Consider the following 18,285-nt stretch of genomic DNA (forward strand, 5'->3'; position numbering starts at 1 on the left):
AGCAATCATGATCAAATTGACGCGGCGGACGCTGCTGGTCGGCACGTCCGCTTTGACCATGGCCGGCATGGTGTCGTTCCGGACCATGGCCGCATCGCGCACCTATCATGCGCTGCTGGTCGCCTGCACCGAATATCCCAACCTTCCGCAGAGGAATTGGCTGGTCGGGCCGAAGAACGACGCAGCCCTCGTCCGCGACTATCTCCTGAAGAATGTGCCCGACCCGGTGCGGTTCGCGCCGGAGAACGTCACGCTGCTCGCCAAGGATGTCCCCGGCGCCAGTGGCCTGCCGACCCATGCGGCCATCAAGGCCGCATTGGCCGACCTTGCCGCCAAGGTTCAGCGCGACGATTTCGTCTATCTGCATCTGTCCGGTCACGGCGCCCAGCAGCCGCAGATGGTCAAGGGCGACGAAACCGACGGGCTCGACGAGATCTTCCTGCCCGTCGATATCGGCAAATGGATCAACCGCGATGCCGGCGTGCCCAATGCGCTGATCGACAACGAGATCGGCGCGGCACTCGACGCCATTCGCGACAAGGGCGCTTTCGTCTGGGTCGTGTTCGACTGCTGCCATTCCGGCACCGCGACACGCGCCGTCGAGGTCGATGACGAGTTGGAGCGCAAGGTCGAGTTCGCCGACCTGGTCGGCGGCAACGAGGCCGAGCGGGCTGCCGCGATCAAGGCCTATGACGAGGTGATTTCGGTCGCCGGCTCGCGCGGCGTCGACGACAATGGCACGCGCAAGCCCGCCTTCACCCTGACGCCGACCGGTGGCGAACCGATCACCAAGGGCAAACTGGTCGCCTTCTATGCCGCGCAGACGGTGGAGACGACACCGGAAATGCCGCTGCCTAAGGGCATCGCGGATGCGCCGCGGTTCGGCCTGTTCACCTTCACCATCCTGTCGAAACTGGCCGAGAATCCCAACGTCACCTATCGCCAGCTCGGCCAGGCCGTGCTGCAGCAATATTCGGCCGACAGCCGCACCCGGCCGACACCGCTGTTCGAGGGCGAACTGGATGCGCGGGTGTTCGGCACCGACAAGACCGACGCGGTCATGCAGTGGCCTGTCGTCATCAAGGACGGCGAAGCGACGATCGGCGCCGGCCTGCTGCACCGCCTCACCCCCGGCAGCAAGCTCGCCATCCTGCCGTCGGCGCTATCGCCGCTGTCCGACGCTGTCGGATTTTTGGAAGTGCAGTCGGCAAAAAACCTGGAAAGCCGCGTCAAGCCGGTCGAGTTCGACAAGAAGCCGGCGCTCAAAGTCGTCGACATTCCCGCCAATTCCTATGCGCGGGTGGCGGAGATCGCCGTCGACTACAAGCTCGTCTTGGCGCGGCCGGCCGCGGCCAAGGGACTTGAGAAGGAAACCGCTCTGGTCAATGCGGTTCTCGACGAACTGGCCATAGCCAGGGAGACCGGCTTCAACATCGAGCTGGTCGAGCCCGGCAAGAGCGCCGACCTCCGCCTCGCGGTGATGCGCGAGAATGCCGTTCCCGGCGCCGCCAAGGATGCGACCGCTAAGCCGGCGCTGTGGTTCCTGCCGGCGTCGGGCGACGTGACCTTGAAGGAGGGCGGCAAACCGCCGCTGATCATCATTCACGACCGCCAGAAACTGGCCGATGCAACGACCAGGAACCTGCGCACCATCTTCCGTGCCACCGGGCTTTCGCGGCTGGCGGCGGCCTCAGACTACAAGCCCGAGGTCGACGTCCAGTTCCAGGTCAAACGCCGCGACAAGAATGGCCTCGAACCGCTGCAGGCCTCGGTGGTGCCGCGCGTCTCGCCGGGCGACGAAGTGCATGTGCTGGCCAAGAACGGTTCGGATCTGCTGGTCGACATCAATGTGCTCTATGTCGGCAGCGATTATTCGATCACCCATATCGTTGCCGAACGCCTCGCCCCGCAAGCCATGCTCGAAGAGGGGCTGCTGGCTTTCACCGACACCAGTTTCGGCATGGAGCGGATGATCGCGGTTTTGACCGAGGCGCCGCCGGAGAGCGAGAAGCAGGATCTGAGCTTCCTGGCACAGGACGGCGTCGCCTCGGCGACACGCGGAATGGACTCTGCCGGCTTCTCCGACATGCTGACCGATCTCGGCATGGCGCCGGCAACCCGCTCGGTGATGCGGCTTGCCGACAAGAGCGGCCCGAAGGGCGCGGTGATGATCTTCCCGATGGAGACGGTGCCGCGCGCCTGAGCGGATGCCGGCGCGCAGGGCTCTGCGGCGGCTCTTGCGCGATCGGCGCGATATGAGAACATTCCCGGCCGCTGACGCATGACGGCCGGATGAAACGGATAGGATCGATTGTGAAGAATTCTGTGTTTTCCTGGCGTGGAACGGTAGCCGGCCTTGCCGGCGGCCTGCTGCTGATCGCCAACGCTTCGGCGGACGATGCCTGCGGCCTGTGCGTCAAGCAGATCGTCACCAACTCGGAACTGGCGACGTGTTTTCTCGATCAGTACGACCAGTTCGCCAAAAGCGGCAGCGACGCGGTTGTCGTCGATCTCAGCAACTGCGCCTCGCGCGGCGTCGTCGAAGCCTTGCCGTCACCGAACAAGGGTGCGGCGGACCCTGATGTCCAGTTCATGATTTCGCGCCTGCAGCTGGAATGCCTGAAAAAGAAGCTGGAGGCGCCAGGCATCGTATTGGATCCCTCCGCCACCATCGAACTGGACACCTGCGGATGAAGAAGCCGGCGGGCAACACCAGGCAAACAGCGGCTGCCGCGCCTGCAAAGGCGCCAACGGCGAAACAGACCTTGCCGGAAACCACGGAAGGCTTTCCGTGGCCGAGCAGCCACGAGATCAAGAAGGAGGGCAACCCGTTCACCGACCGCGACTGGCGCATGCTGGTTTATGCCTGGTCGGGCATGGCCGTGCGCCTCGCCATCATCTTCACCCTGATGTTCTCGGTCTACCAGTTCCTGGCCAACCAGGAGCAGAAGCGCGTCGAGCAGACCATGTCGCTTGTCGAGCTCTGGGAAAACAAAGACTACCAGCAGGCGCAGCGTGCGCTGAAAGATCGTCTGACGGCGCTCAACGCCAAATATGACAATCTGCTCAGCGCCAACCCATCGCCGACCGAGGAGCAGGTGTTCCGGCAACGCATCGGCATCGAGGCGATGACTGCCTCCGGCGGCGACATGCCGCTCGCCGATTTCAGCGAGAATTTCGATCGCATCGTCTATTTCCTCAACCGGCTGTCCTTCTGCATCGACGGCGATTTGTGTTCGCGCAAAGTGACCGATGCTTATTTCCGTGACTATGCCGTCTCTTTCTGGAGCTATTTTGCCGGCTACATAGACAAGCAGCGCAAGGCGGGTTCTCCCACTTTCGCTTCGGCAATCGAGAACTATGTGCGCAACGGCCCGCCTGCATCCGCAGCCAAATAGCGGCGAAAAAGGCGGCGGGATTGCGCCGCCGCCTTTGTCTCCATCGCGAATGCGCAGCGATTACTTATACAGGCTGTTGATCCACTGGACGTTGGCAGCGTTCAGGCGCACGGCGGTGTTCGCGTCGGGGCTTTCCGCCACGTTGACACCGGTGACGATGCGCTGCTTGGCCTTGTTGTCGTAAGCATAGACCGAGCTCCCGCTCGACCCTGGGAACGTATCGCAGTCATACTGGAAATATTCCGGCGCGATGTTTTCGGCGTGCACTTCGCAGTTTGCCTTCCACATCGTGCCCATCGGCTTGTCGCCGGGATAGCCGACGAGATTGGCGGTGAAATCGCCGAGATCCTCATAGTTGGCATAGCCCAGCCAGCCGAGATTGGTGCCGACATCCTGCTTCAGCGTGACGATGCCGAGATCCCACAGCAGGACCGACCCGTAATAGCCCTGGTAGTTGTCGATGAAGCCTTGCAGCACATAGGCGCTTTCGAAGGCGAAGGCGCCGAACGGTGCGTCGTCGGCCGTGCTGCCGTTAAGGCCCGGCACGAACAGGTAGTCGGAGAGCCAATCCTTGTCCTCATGACTGTAGAGGCAGTGCGCGGCGGTGAGTACGGTTCGCGGACCGATCAGCGTTGCCGAACAGCTGCCGAAGCTGCCCGTCTTCGGCGATTTGGCTTCGAGATAGCCTATTGCCGAGAACGGATAGGTCTTGGTGTTCTTGACCTGCTCGCGATCGTCGGTGCCGAAAACCTGGCGGCCGGCTTCGCCTTCGCCGAGGTCCGGATCCTCGGTCTTGCGCTCAGCCCCGTCTTTTCCAGTGGCCGGAGCGTTCAGTTCCTTGATGATAAGCTCCCGCAGCGCTTCGCTCGGCTCGATCTTGATCTCCTTGCCATCGGCGGACCGTCCGACGATGCCGTAGGATTTGACAGCCGTTGCCTCGTCGGCAAGCGGCGCGGCGCGGCTGTCTTCGTCGGTCAGCTTCGGTGGCGCGATTGGCTTTGCCCGCCCGGGCTTGTAGTCGCCTGAAGTCGCGTCGCGCGCGCTTTCGCCATTGCCGGCACTGGCGGTGCCAGGATCGGCGGCGAAAGCTGGAACCGCCCACATTGCGGTGGAAAGCAATGTGGACGCAACAAGTGCGTTTGTCAGTTTTGTCATGGTGAGACTCTCCCAAAAGTCAGCAAGGACTGGATCAAGATACAGAAATATTGTCGAGATCGTGGTGAGGCCAAAAAAGGAGTTTTTGATTACCGGTGCCTGACCTGATCATTACCCCTACAGTCTGTCGAGGTCCCGCCAGAGGCACTCGCGCGGATATATTGCCTAAATTAATACAACATTGGAATGACAAATCGCTTCCACATAGCCCGTGGGGGGCTATAGGATTTTGAGCGAGGTCTGCACAGGAACGCGATCCGCGAAGCGGTGCCCGACTTGGTGTTCCTGCCGTGCCGCAACAACTGTGCTGCGCGGTCTGATCCCCAGGCTGAGGCTTGTTTCGTTGATCATGTGCCGGGGCTGGTCCGCTCGGGTACATGTCTCAGGAGGGCTTCAGGTGAACATCATCCATCGGTTCAGGCCGATCGCCGCCGCATCGCTGCTCGGCATCGCGGCCGTCCTTGCGGCAGCCAATTTCACCCAGGCCGACGAAGCGGTCGCCCGACCGGAGGCAGCGGTCTCGCCAATGAAGCGCGTGACGGAAGCCAGGGCGATTGCAGCGGCGGAGAACCCCGACGCGGCCGACCGCGTCTATGGCGGCAACCAGGCCGAAAAGGGAGTCTACCCGTTCCAGGTCGCGCTGCTCACCACCGACAGGCTGGACGAGAATCCGGCATCGCAGGCCAACGCCCAATTCTGCGGCGGCAGCCTGATCGCGCCGCAATGGGTGCTGACGGCAGCACACTGCCTCAACGACAAGGGCCAGCCGGTTTCGCCCGAGAGCGTCACCGTGCTGACCGGTGCAACCGATCTCAGCGAAGGCAAGCGCCACAAGGTGGTGGAGGTCATCGTCAACGAAGGCTACAGCGAGCAGACCCTCGACAACGACCTCGGGCTGCTTCGGCTTGCCGAACCGGCCGACGCTCCGGCCATCAAGGTCGCCCAGGACGCAACGCCCGAGACCGGCAAGACGACGGTCACCGGCTGGGGCAAGATGCAGGACGGCACCTTTCCGACCACGCTGATGGTCGCCGACCTCGACCTGCAGCCGAACCAGGCCTGCAACAGCGCCATCAAGGCCATCTATGCACATGATCTGAAGGCAGCACTTGGCGATTTGTCGCGCCGTATGCGCTATTCGAAAAAAGGCATCGACGCGGCCGCCAATGCGATCGCCGCCGACATGACCGACCCGCTGACCGGCAACATGATCTGCGCCGGCACCACCAGCGGCGTGCGCGATGCCTGCAATGGCGACAGCGGCGGCCCGTTGTTCATGACCGGCACCGGCGGGCCGGTCCAAATCGGCGTCGTCAGCTGGGGCGAAGGCCCGGCTGACGGCAGTGCTGCCTGCGGCCACAAGGACGCCTACGGCATCTACACGCGGCTGGTCAACTACACCGGCTGGATCGAGGCGAAGATGAAAAGCTCTGCTCCGGCGCCTGCCAAACCCAAGGCGGGACTCGGCACGGCGCAGAAGCCGAAAACGCCCTGAACCGCGGCCATTTGGCTTCCCATGAAAAACGGCGGGAGTGCCGCCGCTCTTATTTTGCCGGCTCGAGTGGTCTATTTTCGCGGCGGGCCTTTGCGCTCGGCCGAAGCTGCCCACAGATTGATATCGGACTCCCGGGCATAGGTATCGATCTCGGCGAGTTCGGCATCGCTGAAGTCGAGCACCTTGAGCGCGCCGACGCAGTCCTCGACCTGCTCCGGCCGGCTGGCACCGATCAGCGCCGAGGTCACCCTCCCCTTGCGCAGCACCCAGGCCAGCGCCATCTGCGCCAGCGTCTGTCCGCGCTTGCTGGCGATGGCGTCGAGCGCTTTTATGTTGGCGATGGTCTTGTCGTTGATGAAGGCTGTCTTCAGCGACTTGCCCTGGGAGGCGCGGCTGCCGTCCGGAATGCCGCCGAGATACTTGTTGGTCAGCATGCCTTGCGCCAGCGGCGAGAACACGATGGAGCCGACACCGAGCCCTTCGAGCGTGTCGAGCAGGCCGTCTTCCTCCACCCAGCGGTTCAGCATCGAATAGCTCGGCTGGTGGATGACGCAAGGCGTGCCAAGCTGCTTCAATATATCGGCGGCCTCGCGCGTGCGCTGCGAATTGTAGGACGAGATGCCGGCATAGAGCGCCTTGCCCGAGCGCACCGCATGGTCGAGCGCACCCATCGTTTCTTCCAGCGGCGTGTCGGGGTCGAAACGGTGCGAATAGAAGATATCGACATAGTCGAGCCCCATGCGCTTCAGGCTCTGGTCGAGGCTGGCCAGAATGTATTTGCGCCCGCCCCATTCGCCGTAGGGGCCGGCCCACATTTCGTAGCCGGCCTTCGTCGAGATGATCAGTTCGTCGCGGTAGGCGGCGAAGTCGGTGCGCAGGATTTCGCCGAAAGCGGTCTCGGCAGAACCGGGCGGCGGACCGTAATTGTTGGCGAGGTCGAAATGCGTGATGCCGAGGTCGAAGGCCTTGCGCGCGATCGCCTGCTTGGTCTTGTGCGGCGTGTCGTTGCCGAAATTATGCCACAACCCCAGCGAGATTGCCGGCAGCTTCAGGCCGGAGCGGCCACAGCGGTTGTAGATCATCTTTTCATAGCGGTTTTCGGCAGGCGTGTAGGGCATCGGAAAATCCTCAAATGGAAACGAGCCGGTCGGCTGCATCGCGACAACGCGGCGAGTTGGCTCTGCCCCTCACCCTTACCCTCTCTCCGTCGAAACGGGGAGAGGGTTGAGGTGTGCTGCCTATTTCTTCTTCGCCAAAAGCGCCTTGGCTTCCTTGACGCCAAGTGCCGCCGGCCGTTCGCAGGTGGTCTGCATGGCGACGAACTTGCCGGTTTCGCCGGAACGCAACAGCCCGGTCATCACGTCGACGGCGTGCAGCGCCAGCTCCATCGAACAGCGGTGCGGCCGGCCTTCCGCGATTGCCACCGCCATATCGGCGAGGCCTGATGTGCGGTAGTTGGCCATCATGCCTTGCGAATGCATCTCGTTGGGCACGCCGAACGGATGCGGCCAGTTCGGCAGCTTCTTGACCGGCTTGGCCGCGTCGGTGAAGCGAACGTCACCGCCGAAGAAATTCGGATCCGGCACGAACACCGTGCCTGTCTCGCCATAGAGTTCCATCGGCGCGTGGCCGTGAGCCCAGACGTCCCAGCTGGTGTTGAGCGTGATAACGGCGCCGTTCTCGAACTCCAGCAGCCCATGGATGGTCGTCGGCGTGTTGACCGGTATCTTTTCACCCGCGCGCGGCTTTGAACTGATCGTCCGCTCCTTGGCCGGCGTCGTCGCGAAGGCCGCGACCTGCTTCACCGGCCCGATCAGCTGGATCAGATTGGTGATGTAATACGGTCCGATATCGAGCACGGGACCGGCGCCCGGCTGGAAGAAGAAATCCGGATTGGGGTGCCAATGCTCCATGCCGTGGCCCATGACATGACAGGTACCACTCGTGACCTTGCCAAGCTTGCCGGTGTCGATCAGGTTGCGCACCAGCTGGTGCGCGCCGCCGAGGAAAGTGTCTGGCGCCGAGCCGATCCGAAGACCCTTTTTCTGCGCCCGCTTCTTAAGGTCGAGCCCTTCCTTGACCGACAGCACGAACGGTTTTTCCGAATAAACGTGCTTGCCGGCGTCGAGTATCTGCTTCGACACCTCATAATGCACCGCCGGGATGGTCAGGTTGACGATGATGTCGATGTCGTCGGCCCTGAGCAGGTCTTCGACGGTCTCGGCGCGCAGCTTGAACTCCTTCGCCCGAGCCCTGGCCGCCTCCATGTTGATGTCGGCGCAGGCACGCATCTCGATGCCGCGAAACAGCGGCGCCAGCGAAAAATACGCTTTCGAGATGTTGCCGCAGCCGATGACGCCGATGCCAAGTTTCTTTGCCATGCTGATTGCTCCTAATAGGTTTTGGCGGCTGCGATGGAGCGGCGGGCGAAACGCTCGATGTCGTTGGGGTTGTCCTGTTCCATGACGTAGTATTGGGCCGCACTCTTGGCACGCAGCACCTTGATCAGACCGGCCCAGTCGATGGTGCCATGGCCGACATCCGACCAGCCATCCTCATCCAGCCCCTCGCCGGGCTTGGCCATGTCCTTGACGTGGACGGCACTGATGCGCTTGCCGTGTTTCTCGATCCACGGCAACGGATCATCGCCGCCGCGCACCACCCAGGCAACGTCCATCTCCCAGCTGACATCGGGCGCGGATGACAGGATGTGGTCCTGCGGCACCGATCCGTCGGCAAGTTTCTTGAACTCGAAATCATGGTTGTGCCAGGCAAAGCCGTAGCCAGCCTTTTTCGCGGCGTCGCCGACCTTTGCCAGACGCTCACCAAAGCCGCTCCAGCCGGCGGCGTCGGATGGCCGCTGGTCGGGCATCAGGAAAGGGCAGATGAGCAGCGTGATACCGAGTGCGTCGGCGGTTCTGCGCACGCCGTCGAAATCGTTCTCGAGAGCGTCGATCGAGAAATGCCCAGTCGGCATGGCAAGCCCGTTCTTGTCGAGCTCGGCACGGAATGCCTCGGGATCATCATAGACGCCGCCAAAACCTTCGACCTGAGCGTAGCCGAGCTTGCCGAGCGTGGCGAGCACACCGTCCCAGGGTTGGAAATTGCGGGCGCTGTAAAGTTGGAATGACCAATTCATCGTCTCTGTCCGTTTCGCTTGGGGATTGTCGTTGGAAGGTTGGTTCTCGGAAAGCTAGATGCGTGTGCCGGTTGCCGTGTCGAAAAGCGAGGCGCGCATCGGATCGAAGCCAAGCGTCACCGCCTCGTCGTTCTTGGGCGTGCGTTCCGAGGTCACCCGGACGCTGAAATTCTGCTGGGCAAGCTTCAGCCAGACCAGCGTGTCGGAGCCCATGGGCTCGACCACCTCGACATTGGCGGCTATCGAGAACGGCCAGCCGGTGCCACTGTTCAGGCTGACATGCTCGGGCCTGATACCGAATGTGACGGGGCCTGGAGCCGGAGGCTTGGCAAAGTCGTAAGTGCCGAGCGGGATCTTGATATCCTCGGCCGCGAACCGCCAGCCGCCGTCCGCGTCTTCCAGACGGCCATCGACGAAGTTCATTGCGGGCGAGCCGAGGAAGCCGGCGACGAAGCGGTTGACCGGACGGTTGTAGATGGTCTGCGGCGCATCGAGCTGCTGGATGACGCCGCCCTTCATCACCGCGATACGGTCGGCCAGCGTCATCGCCTCGATCTGGTCGTGGGTGACGTAGATCATGGTGTTCTGCAGCTTGCGATGCAGCAGCTTGATCTCGACGCGCAGTTCGGCGCGCAGCTTGGCATCGAGATTGGACAGCGGCTCGTCGAACAGAAACACATCGACATCGCGCACCAGCGCCCGTCCGATGGCGACGCGCTGGCGCTGGCCGCCGGAAAGGGCGGCCGGCTTGCGTTGCAGCAGCGGTTCGATCTGCAGGATTTCAGCCGCCCGCGCGATCCGCTTGGCGATCTCTTCTCTTGGCGTGCCGGCGACACGCAGCCCGAAGGACAGGTTCTTCTCCACCGTCATTTGCGGATAGAGCGCATAGGACTGGAACACCATGCCGATGCCGCGATCCTTGGGCTCTTCCCAGGTGACGTTCTTGCCCTTGATGAAGATGCGGCCCTCGGAGACATCGAGCAGGCCGGCAATGCAGTTGAGCAAGGTCGACTTGCCGCAGCCGGACGGCCCGAGCAGCACGATGAACTCGCCATCGGCGACATCGAGATTGAGCGTCTCCAGGACGGTCACCGCGCCGAAATTCAGCGACAGGTCCTGGATCGAAACGCTGGTATCGTTGGCTGCCGTCATCGCCATCACCCCTTCACCGCGCCGGCGGCGATGCCGCGTACGAAAAGCTTGCCGGAAATGAAGTAGACGATGAGCGGCACAAGCCCGGTCAGGATGGTTGCGGCCATGTTGACGTTGTACTCCTTCACGCCTTGCACCGAATTGACGATGTTGTTGAGCTGCACCGTCATCGGATAGGTGTCGGGGCGGGTGTAGACGACGCCGAACAGGAAGTCGTTCCAGATGCCGGTCACCTGCAGGATGATGGCGACGACGAAGATCGGCAGCGACATCGGCAGCATGATGCGCAGGAAGATGCCCCAGAAGCCGGCGCCGTCGACGCGTGCCGCCCGGAACAGCTCTTCCGGCATCGAAGCGAAATAATTGCGGAACAGCAGCGTCAGGATCGGCATGCCGAAAATGGAATGGACGATCACCAGCCCGCTGAGGCTGCCATAGAGGCCGATCTCGCGCAGGATGATGACGATCGGATAGATCATCACCTGGTAGGGAATGAAGGCGCCGACGATCAGGATGATGAAGAACGTGTCGGCGCCCTTGAAGCGCCAATTGGCCAGTGCATAACCATTCACCGAGGCGATGGCGATCGACAGCAGCACCGACGGCACGGTGATCCGCACCGAATTCCAGAAACCGCGCGAGAGCCCGTCGCAGTTAAGGCCGGTGCAGGCCGTTGACCACGCCTTGACCCACGGCTCGAAGGTGATCTCGAGCGGCGGTGAGAAGATGTTGCCGAGCCGGATCTCCGGCATGCCCTTGAGCGAGGTGACGATCATGACATAGAGCGGCAAGAGGTAGTAGATCGCCATGACGAACAATGTGCCGTAGAGGAAGACGTTGCGGCGCGAGATCATGCGGCGCGGCTTTGGACCGTAGGGCCCGGCGATGTCCTGGCGCGCGCCGGCGGCAACGCTTGCTTGAGCGGTGATGTCTGCCATGCTCATTTGCGTCGCCCGAACTCGAGATAGGCCCAAGGTACGATGACGATCACCACCGAGAGCAGCATCATGGTCGAGGCAGCAAAACCCTGGCCGAGGTTCTGGGCGAAGAACATATAGTCGTAGACGTATTTGGCCGGCACTTCGGAGGCGATGCCCGGGCCGCCGCTGGTCTGGGCCACGACCAGGTCATAGACCTTGACGATGCCGGAAGCGATGATGACGAGCGTGGTGATGAAGACCGGCCGCATCATCGGGATGACGATGAACAGATAGGTCTTCCACATCGGGATCCCATCCACGCGCGCCGCCTTCCAGATGTCTTCGTCGATACCGCGCAGGCCGGCCAGCATCAGGCACATGATGAGCCCGGTGCCTTGCCACAGCGCAGCGATCGATATGCCGTAGATGACGATGCTGGAATTATAGAGCGGATCGAAGCTGAAGCTCGTCCAGCCTAAGTCCCGCACGACCTGCTGGATGCCGAAATCCGGATTGAGCAGCCACTGCCAGACCAGGCCGGTGACGATGAAGGAGAGCGCGAAGGGATAGAGGAAGATGGTGCGGAACGTGTCCTCGAAGCGGATCTTCTGATCGAGAAGTGCGGCAAGCAGGAAGCCGATGACCAGCGAGAACACCAGCGAGATCGCGCCGTAGATCAGCAGGTTCTCGATCGAGATCAGCCAGCGTGGCGCCGCCCACAGCCGGTAATACTGGTCGAGCCCGACGAAATTCAGGCGCGGCAGGAGCTTCGAATTGGTGAAGGAATAGAGCACCGTCCAAACGGTGCCGCCGACGAAAACCACCATGGCGGTGAGGATCATCGGGATCGAGGCGACCTTCGCATTGAGGTTGCGGAACAGAAGGTTGGGGCGTTCGCTCTTGCTCATCTCGTCAGCCGGCTGGGTAAGGGCGGTGCATTCCCGGCCCTGCATTCGCAAGGCCGGGAATGAGGCGGGTTGCCTCCAGCGTCAGTCCGCCGAAGCGATGAGGTCGGCGAAGCGCTTCTGCGCGTCTTCGATGGTCAGTTCCGGCTTGGCGAAGAATTCGGCGAAAAGGTCTTCCTTCTGTTTCTGGGTGTCCTGTGAAAGCAGTTGGTCCGTCCACGGCATGACGGCGCCCTTGGCAAGAATGGCGAGGCCCTTCTTCATGCAGTCGTTGGCCGCATTGAGATCGACGTCGCCGCGCACCGGCAGGGATCCCTTCTTTAGATTGAAGGCAACCTGCGTCTTGGGATCGAGCAGCGTCTCGGCCAGCACCTCCTGCGCCTTGCTCTTGTCGGCATCCTTGAGCAGCGGGAAATAGAAGGCGTCACCGCCCGTGGCTATGACCTCGTTCAGCCCAAGGCCCGGCAGGCAGGTATAATCCTTGCCGGCGGTCTTGCCGGCAACCTGGAACTCGCCCTGCGCCCAGTCGCCCATGATCTGGCCAGCGGCCTTGCCGGTGATGACCAGGTTGGTCGCCTGGTTCCAGTCCTGCACATTGGTGTTCTTCGCCATCTTGCGGGCATCGTCCGCGGCCTTGAAGACCTTGGCGACTTCGGGCCCGGCGGCGAACTTGGCATCCTTGTCCTTGTAGACCTTGAGGAATGTGTCCGTACCGCCCACAGCCGCAAGCAGGACGTCGAAGGCACCGGAGGATTGCCAGGCCTGACCGCCGACGGCGAGCGGGATGATGCCGGCCTTTTCCAGCGCCGGCGCTGCCGCCACGAATTCATTCCAGTCCTTCGGCAACGGCACGCCGGCCTTCGCGAAGGCTTCGTTGGACAGCCACAGCCACTGCCAGGAATGGATGTTGACGGGCACGCAGTAGATCTTGCCGTCGATGGTGCAGCCGTCGAGCAGGCTCTTCGGCCGGACGACATCAGTCCACTTGCCCTTGGTGGCGACGTCGGTGAGGTCGCGCATCAGGCCGGCCTGCACCAGTTCCTCCGCCTGCCGGCCATGGTTGAACTGCGTGGCGCCCATCGGATCGCCACCGGTGATGCGGCTGATCATGATTGGCCGCGCCGTGCCGCCGGAGCCGGCAATGGCGCCATCCACCCAGTGGTTGCCGGTTGCATCGAATGCCTTGGCAAGTTCCGCAACCGCCGCCGCCTCGCCGCCCGACGTCCACCAATGGGTGACTTCCAGGTCCGTCGCGGCCGCCTGGCCGGCAAACTGCAACGCGGCCGTCGCTGCCAGCGCAGCGGTCAAAAGTTTGTATCGCATTTCGGCTCCTCCCAGAATCTGAAACGTTACAGATTTTCGATACGGCAATTGCGCGGGCTGTGCAACCCATCAACGAAGCGCCCTCGATATTTTTTCGGACCGCGAACAAATTCGCATGAATGATCGCGCTTCCCATGCACTGCAGCATGGTCTGCTGCGGCGCAAACACCGAAATGCCGCCTGATACGGGCAAAAGGCGGCGGCAGAGGCGATTTCTCCTGGAATCCCAATGCGTTTCGCAAAAGAACCATCCACCTCGTGGCGAGGGACATGTAACTCGATATGGCAATCTGTAACGTTTCAGTATATTGAGGCTTTGCCGGGGCTGGAACGCATATCGTACCGCTATGGCGGCGATTGCCGACATGGCTCGCGGCTGCTATGCGCCTGACGGGCGGGACGAATGGACAGACAGCGTACGGACAAGAACGGGGAGACCTCGGCACAGGGACGGCCGACGTTGAAGACGCTTGCCTTCATGACCGGGCTCGGCGTCACCACCGTGTCACGCGCCTTGAAGGATGCCCCGGAAATCGGCGCCGAAACCAGGCGTCGCGTCCAGCTCGTCGCCAAGCAGATCGGCTACCGGCCGAACCGCGCCGGCGTGCGTCTGCGCACCGGCAGGACCAATGTCATCAGCCTCGTGCTCAACACCGACCGCGAGATCATGAGCTTCGTCTCGGACATCATCTACGGCGTTTCGGAAGTGCTCGCCGAAACGCCCTATCACCTGATCGTCACGCCCTATTCCCGCTCGCAGGATCCGATGGAGCCGATCCGCTATCTCGTCGAGACCGGCTCGGCCGACGGAGTCATCATTTCGCGCACCCAACCGAACGATCCGCGCGCCCGCTACATGCTCGAGCACGGCATGCCCTTTGCCACGCATGGGCGCACCGACATGGGCCTCGTCCATCCCTACCATGACTTCGACAACCATGTTTTCGCGATGGAAGCCGTGCGCCGCCTGGCGAGCATGGGCAGGCACAAGCTGGCGCTTCTGTCGCCGCCGCCCGGGCTGACCTATTATGGCCACACGCTGAACGGCTTTGCCGATGCGCTAAGCGAGGTCGGAGCCAGCGAAATTCCGTTCAACACCGTTTCCATCGATCACACGATCGAGCAGATCAGGACCAGAACCGCGCAGGTGATGCGCCGCGAGAACAGGCCGGACGGCTTCGTCAGCAGCGCTGCCGCCGCGACACTGGCGATCGTCGCCGGCATCGAGGATGCCGGCCTCAAGCTTGGCCGCGACGTCGATGTCGTGTCCAAGCAGTCGTCGGACCTGTTGCACCTGTTCCGGCCGGAATTGCTCGTCGTCAACGAGAACTTCCGCCTGGCCGGCTCCGATCTCGCCCGCTCCGTGCTCGGCTGGATCGGCGGCGCCGCACCCGGCTCGTTGCAGCGCCTGGTCGCCACCAGCGAGGTTCGGGCGTTCAGCCCGCCGGTTTCCGTTTAGGCCCTTGGGCTAACCAGCCGCACCGCTTCCCCACGGCCCATGGAACGCGCCTTTGTCGTCGATACGCTCGAAGCCGTGCGCGCCGAAAAAGTCGCGCTGCGCCTGGATCAGGTTCGACGTGCCGCGGCCCTGGCGGTAGCTGTCGAAATAGGCAAGTGCGGAAGACAGCGCCGGAACCGGCGAGCCGGCCTCCGAAGCCCTCGCCACGATGCGCCGCAGCGACGGATGCGCTTCCTGCATCAGCGCGATGAAGGCCGGGGCCATCAGCAGGTTGGTCGAGGCGCCGCCCTTGCTGAAGGCCTCCGCCATGGTGTCGAGCATCTGCGAGCGGATGATGCAGCCGGCGCGCCAGATCCTGGCGATGGTCGGCATTGGCAGGTTCCAGTTGAATTCCTTGGAGGCGCCGCTCATCACCGCAAAACCTTGGGCGTAGGCGGCGATCTTGCCGGCGAACAGCGCCAGTTCCAGATCTTTCAGCAAGGCGTCCTTGTCACCGGAAATCTTCGTCACGCCGATGTTGCCATAGGCCTTTTCCGCCGCCAGCCGCTCGTCCTTGATCGACGATAGAACGCGCGCCGCCACCGCCGCCTCGATCGCGGTGGCCGGGATGCCGAGCTGCTGCGCCTCGATGACAGACCATTTGCCGGTGCCCTTCTGGCCGGCGCGATCAAGGATGATGTCGACCACCGGCTTGCCGGTCTTCGGATCGTCTGATGCCAGCACCTTGGCGGTGATCTCGATCAGGTAGGAATTGAGCCGGCCCTTGTTCCAGTTGGCGAACACCGTGCCGATCTCCTTCGGGTCCATGCCCAGGCCGTCGCGCAGGATGCCGTAGATCTCCGCGATCATCTGCATGTCGGCATATTCGATGCCGTTATGGATGGTCTTGACGAAATGTCCGGCGCCGTCGGTGCCGAGCCATGCCGCGCAGGGTTCGTCCTTGAACTTGGCGGAGATCGCCGTCAGCACCTTCTCGACGCGTTTCCATGAGTCCTCCGTGCCGCCGACCATGATCGACGGTCCGTGGCGCGCACCCTCCTCGCCGCCGGACACGCCCATGCCGATGAAGGTGAGACCCGAGCCGGAAAGCTCGGAGAAGCGCCGCATCGTGTCGCGGAAATTGGCGTTGCCGGCGTCGATGACGATGTCGTTGGCCGACAGCACGCCGCGCAGAGCCGCGATCTGTTCGTCGACCGGCTTGCCGGCCAGCACCATGATGATGATCGGGCGCGGCGGCCGGATCGCGGCGGCAAGCTCTTCCAGGCTGTAGCAGGGCACGACCATGTCCCTGAGCGCGCCGGCATTCTCGATGAAAGCGTCCGTGCGCGCCCTGGTGCGGTTGAAGACAGCGATGCGGTGCCCGTGCTCGGCGATGTTGAGCGCCAGGTTGGAGCCCATCGTGCCAAGGCCGATCAGGCCGATTTCGGCATTTTCCATCGTTTCTTCCCTGCTTTCGGATCTTGTTGGCTGAAGCCCGCGATTTTGCCGGGATGATTGACGGGCCTTTTGGGCCACGTCAACCGCCTCGCCGAATTGTGTTGCACGGATGCCTAGCCAAGCTCGTGTCGGTCCGGCCTTACGGCCTGATGTCGACGGGCGCCTCGATCTTCACCATCTGAAAATCCGAGACCAGTATGTCGATGCGCACTGTCCACCGGCCGGGCACCGGGATGACGAGGTTGTCGACACGCCAACTGCCGTCGCCGGGCTTGGCCGCCGCGCGCTTCAAGGGCTCGATGCCCGAATCGGGTTTCGACAGCACAAGCGTCACCTCCTTGGCGTCGAGCGGGCCGAAATCGCCGCTCATGATGATCATCGAGGCGACGACCGGTCCGGCATGGCCGGGGGTGATGCTGAGATCGGCCATGGCTTTCAGCGCGTGGATATGGACCGACACCGGTTGCGCTGCCGCAATCGCGAGGGCTCGTGGCGGCGGTGTGAAACGCCAGCCCGCGGCAACGCCGAAAATCGCCAACACGATCAACATCTCGACGCCGATCGAGCGGACCAGCCTGCGTTGAACTTCCGTCGATCCCGCCTCGGCCGACGCGGTGAGTTTCCAGCGGTTGACGGCGGCGAGCGTGAACAGAAAGACCAACAGCCCGAGTTTGATCAGCAGCAGCCTTCCGTAGGCGGTGTCGACCAATGCCGCGGGGGTTTGCACCTGGATGACGGCAAGCACGATGCCGGCAGAGGCAAGCACGGCCACCACCGGCAGGATCGCCCAAGAAAACCGCCGCAGGAATGGCGTGGCCCCCGCCGATTGCCCCTTCAGCGCCAGCCCGAGTGGGACCAATGCGCCGGCCCACAACGCGATGCCTACGCCGTGCAGGAACACCATCGGCCGCGTCAGCCATTGCGGTTCGGCGGCACTGGCATGGCCGCTGGCGGCAAGGGCAACCCCCACCCCGGCCAGACCTGCCAGCGCAAGTGGTTTGGCGGTGGCGCGGGGGCCGGCCAGCGACAGCAGGCCAAGCCCCAGCGCGATCAGCGCGACCAGCACTGTCCAGCCGAAACTGGTGCCGAGCCCGGTCCGCCAGATAACCGCCTGTGCCAGATGGGAGAGCGGTGCCCCGAGCGCATCAAGCCCCTGCAAGCCGAGCGACAAGGGCGCCGCGACAAGTCCGCCCAGGATTGCGGCTGCAACGAAGCGCTGTCCGGCGCGGCCACCTTGGGACAGCCAGGCGAGGGCGAAAGCGCCGCCGACGCCGAGAAAAAGGCCGAGGTAGAGAAAAACCTTGCCGAGCCAGATCGCCGACCGCAACGGCCAGTCGACGGCTTCGGACACGGCGGGCGGCTCGCTGGGCGCGCCGATGGAAAACAGCAGCGATCCGCCGACGGGATGACCGTCTGCGGAGATGACGCGCCAGCTCAAGACATGCGTACCGGATTTGAGCGGTTGCGGATTGTCGATCTCGAGCGTCTGGTCGCTAAGCCGGAATGACGTCAGAGCAACCGGCGTGCCGTCGGGCTTCACCAAGGTCAGCACCAGCGGCGAGACCGGCTCACTGAAGGTCAGCGAGAACTGTGCCGGCCCCTGTTCCAGCACCGCGCCGTCGGCCGGATCGGTCTTGATCAGCGCGGCATGGGCAAAGGCCTGATCTGACACGGCAAGGCTGGCAAGAAACACGATCACGGCCAACAGGCCGGCGGCAAGCCGGCCGGCAGGTTTGCAGGCCATGGAAGCCGTTTGCAGGAGGGGGGTCGTGCTCATGTCACCGCCACGAAAAAGAGCGGCGCGCACGAAATAGAGCGCCGCCGGTGAGCGGATTTGATCGGCAACAGCGTGATGCCGGGTGGCGGGGTGTTCAGGGCCTCCTCATACATGCCCGGTCCCGG

Annotated in this window: 15 protein-coding genes; 5 read left to right on the plus strand and 10 right to left on the minus strand. The window is 63.1% G+C overall.

What is annotated here, in order from left to right; translation table 11 throughout:
* Nucleotides 1–7: 7 nt before the first annotated feature.
* The 3 genes from NKI69_RS19030 to NKI69_RS19040 all read left to right on the plus strand — a co-directional run bounded on the left by NKI69_RS19030 (nt 8) and on the right by NKI69_RS19040 (nt 3,398).
* Nucleotides 8–2,203: a caspase family protein gene (locus NKI69_RS19030; protein ID WP_023812502.1), complete on the plus strand. Its 2,196-nt coding sequence runs from the start codon at nt 8–10 to the stop codon at nt 2,201–2,203.
* A 110-nt stretch (nt 2,204–2,313) separates the two neighbouring features.
* Nucleotides 2,314–2,694 (plus strand): hypothetical protein, encoded by a 381-nt coding sequence (locus tag NKI69_RS19035; protein WP_031213534.1) that lies wholly within the window; start codon nt 2,314–2,316, stop codon nt 2,692–2,694.
* Nucleotides 2,691–3,398: a DUF4760 domain-containing protein gene (locus NKI69_RS19040; RefSeq protein WP_023812500.1), complete on the plus strand. Its 708-nt coding sequence runs from the start codon at nt 2,691–2,693 to the stop codon at nt 3,396–3,398. The genes NKI69_RS19035 and NKI69_RS19040 overlap by 4 nt, the downstream gene beginning before the upstream one ends.
* A 60-nt stretch (nt 3,399–3,458) precedes the next feature.
* Here the strand turns inward: NKI69_RS19040 and NKI69_RS19045 are convergent, their stop codons facing one another.
* Nucleotides 3,459–4,553: a trypsin-like serine peptidase gene (locus NKI69_RS19045; RefSeq protein WP_352722338.1), complete on the minus strand. Its 1,095-nt coding sequence runs from the start codon at nt 4,551–4,553 to the stop codon at nt 3,459–3,461.
* 397 nt (nt 4,554–4,950) lie between these two features.
* Between NKI69_RS19045 and NKI69_RS19050 the strand changes: the two genes are divergently transcribed.
* Nucleotides 4,951–6,048 carry a S1 family serine peptidase gene (locus NKI69_RS19050; RefSeq protein ID WP_352722339.1) on the plus strand — a complete coding sequence of 366 codons (1,098 nt, stop codon included), beginning with the start codon at nt 4,951–4,953 and terminating at the stop codon, nt 6,046–6,048.
* Nucleotides 6,049–6,119: 71 nt separating this feature from the next.
* Here NKI69_RS19050 and mgrA read toward each other — a convergent pair whose 3' ends face one another.
* The 7 genes from mgrA to NKI69_RS19085 all read right to left on the minus strand — a co-directional run bounded on the left by mgrA (nt 6,120) and on the right by NKI69_RS19085 (nt 13,487).
* Nucleotides 6,120–7,166, minus strand: a complete 1,047-nt coding sequence (gene mgrA / locus NKI69_RS19055; RefSeq protein WP_023812497.1) for an L-glyceraldehyde 3-phosphate reductase — start codon at nt 7,164–7,166, stop codon at nt 6,120–6,122.
* Between the two features lie 120 nt (nt 7,167–7,286).
* The gene (locus tag NKI69_RS19060; RefSeq protein ID WP_023812496.1) at nt 7,287–8,429 is read right to left on the minus strand and encodes a Gfo/Idh/MocA family protein; all 1,143 of its coding nucleotides are present in this window, start codon (nt 8,427–8,429) and stop codon (nt 7,287–7,289) included.
* Between the two features lie 11 nt (nt 8,430–8,440).
* Nucleotides 8,441–9,187 carry a sugar phosphate isomerase/epimerase family protein gene (locus NKI69_RS19065; RefSeq protein ID WP_128303236.1) on the minus strand — a complete coding sequence of 249 codons (747 nt, stop codon included), beginning with the start codon at nt 9,185–9,187 and terminating at the stop codon, nt 8,441–8,443.
* Nucleotides 9,188–9,241: 54 nt separating this feature from the next.
* On the minus strand, nt 9,242–10,339 hold the full coding sequence (locus NKI69_RS19070) for an ABC transporter ATP-binding protein (protein WP_023812494.1): 1,098 nt from the start codon (nt 10,337–10,339) through the stop codon (nt 9,242–9,244).
* A 5-nt stretch (nt 10,340–10,344) separates the two neighbouring features.
* Nucleotides 10,345–11,277: a carbohydrate ABC transporter permease gene (locus tag NKI69_RS19075; RefSeq protein WP_352722345.1), complete on the minus strand. Its 933-nt coding sequence runs from the start codon at nt 11,275–11,277 to the stop codon at nt 10,345–10,347.
* 2 nt (nt 11,278–11,279) lie between these two features.
* Nucleotides 11,280–12,167 (minus strand): carbohydrate ABC transporter permease, encoded by an 888-nt coding sequence (locus NKI69_RS19080; protein WP_352722340.1) that lies wholly within the window; start codon nt 12,165–12,167, stop codon nt 11,280–11,282.
* 81 nt (nt 12,168–12,248) lie between these two features.
* Nucleotides 12,249–13,487, minus strand: a complete 1,239-nt coding sequence (locus NKI69_RS19085) for an ABC transporter substrate-binding protein (RefSeq protein WP_023812491.1) — start codon at nt 13,485–13,487, stop codon at nt 12,249–12,251.
* A 403-nt stretch (nt 13,488–13,890) separates the two neighbouring features.
* Here NKI69_RS19085 and NKI69_RS19090 point away from each other — a divergent pair, with 403 nt between their 5' ends.
* The gene (locus tag NKI69_RS19090) at nt 13,891–14,946 is read left to right on the plus strand and encodes a LacI family DNA-binding transcriptional regulator (RefSeq protein WP_023812490.1); all 1,056 of its coding nucleotides are present in this window, start codon (nt 13,891–13,893) and stop codon (nt 14,944–14,946) included.
* Between the two features lie 9 nt (nt 14,947–14,955).
* Here NKI69_RS19090 and gnd read toward each other — a convergent pair whose 3' ends face one another.
* Both gnd and NKI69_RS19100 read right to left on the minus strand, forming a co-directional pair.
* Nucleotides 14,956–16,383: an NADP-dependent phosphogluconate dehydrogenase gene (gnd, locus tag NKI69_RS19095; protein WP_352722341.1), complete on the minus strand. Its 1,428-nt coding sequence runs from the start codon at nt 16,381–16,383 to the stop codon at nt 14,956–14,958.
* Between the two features lie 139 nt (nt 16,384–16,522).
* Nucleotides 16,523–18,160: a copper resistance CopC/CopD family protein gene (locus NKI69_RS19100; protein WP_352722342.1), complete on the minus strand. Its 1,638-nt coding sequence runs from the start codon at nt 18,158–18,160 to the stop codon at nt 16,523–16,525.
* Nucleotides 18,161–18,285: the final 125 nt, after the last annotated feature.

The sequence above is a fragment of the Mesorhizobium sp. M0491 genome (genome assembly GCF_040321265.1).
In the GTDB taxonomy this organism is placed as follows: domain Bacteria; phylum Pseudomonadota; class Alphaproteobacteria; order Rhizobiales; family Rhizobiaceae; genus Mesorhizobium.

Excerpts from the sequence above, each read along its gene's own strand:
- NKI69_RS19030 (WP_023812502.1), top strand. The coding sequence starts at position 8 with ATGATCAAATTGACGCGGCGGACGCTGCTGGTCGGCACGTCCGCTTTG.
- NKI69_RS19040 (WP_023812500.1), top strand. The coding sequence starts at position 2,691 with ATGAAGAAGCCGGCGGGCAACACCAGGCAAACAGCGGCTGCCGCGCCT.
- NKI69_RS19045 (WP_352722338.1), bottom strand. The coding sequence starts at position 4,553 with ATGACAAAACTGACAAACGCACTTGTTGCGTCCACATTGCTTTCCACC.
- mgrA (WP_023812497.1), bottom strand. The coding sequence starts at position 7,166 with ATGCCCTACACGCCTGCCGAAAACCGCTATGAAAAGATGATCTACAAC.
- NKI69_RS19060 (WP_023812496.1), bottom strand. The coding sequence starts at position 8,429 with ATGGCAAAGAAACTTGGCATCGGCGTCATCGGCTGCGGCAACATCTCG.
- NKI69_RS19065 (WP_128303236.1), bottom strand. The coding sequence starts at position 9,187 with ATGAATTGGTCATTCCAACTTTACAGCGCCCGCAATTTCCAACCCTGG.
- NKI69_RS19070 (WP_023812494.1), bottom strand. The coding sequence starts at position 10,339 with ATGACGGCAGCCAACGATACCAGCGTTTCGATCCAGGACCTGTCGCTG.
- NKI69_RS19075 (WP_352722345.1), bottom strand. The coding sequence starts at position 11,277 with ATGGCAGACATCACCGCTCAAGCAAGCGTTGCCGCCGGCGCGCGCCAG.
- NKI69_RS19080 (WP_352722340.1), bottom strand. The coding sequence starts at position 12,167 with ATGAGCAAGAGCGAACGCCCCAACCTTCTGTTCCGCAACCTCAATGCG.
- NKI69_RS19085 (WP_023812491.1), bottom strand. The coding sequence starts at position 13,487 with ATGCGATACAAACTTTTGACCGCTGCGCTGGCAGCGACGGCCGCGTTG.
- NKI69_RS19090 (WP_023812490.1), top strand. The coding sequence starts at position 13,891 with ATGGACAGACAGCGTACGGACAAGAACGGGGAGACCTCGGCACAGGGA.
- gnd (WP_352722341.1), bottom strand. The coding sequence starts at position 16,383 with ATGGAAAATGCCGAAATCGGCCTGATCGGCCTTGGCACGATGGGCTCC.
- NKI69_RS19100 (WP_352722342.1), bottom strand. The coding sequence starts at position 18,160 with ATGAGCACGACCCCCCTCCTGCAAACGGCTTCCATGGCCTGCAAACCT.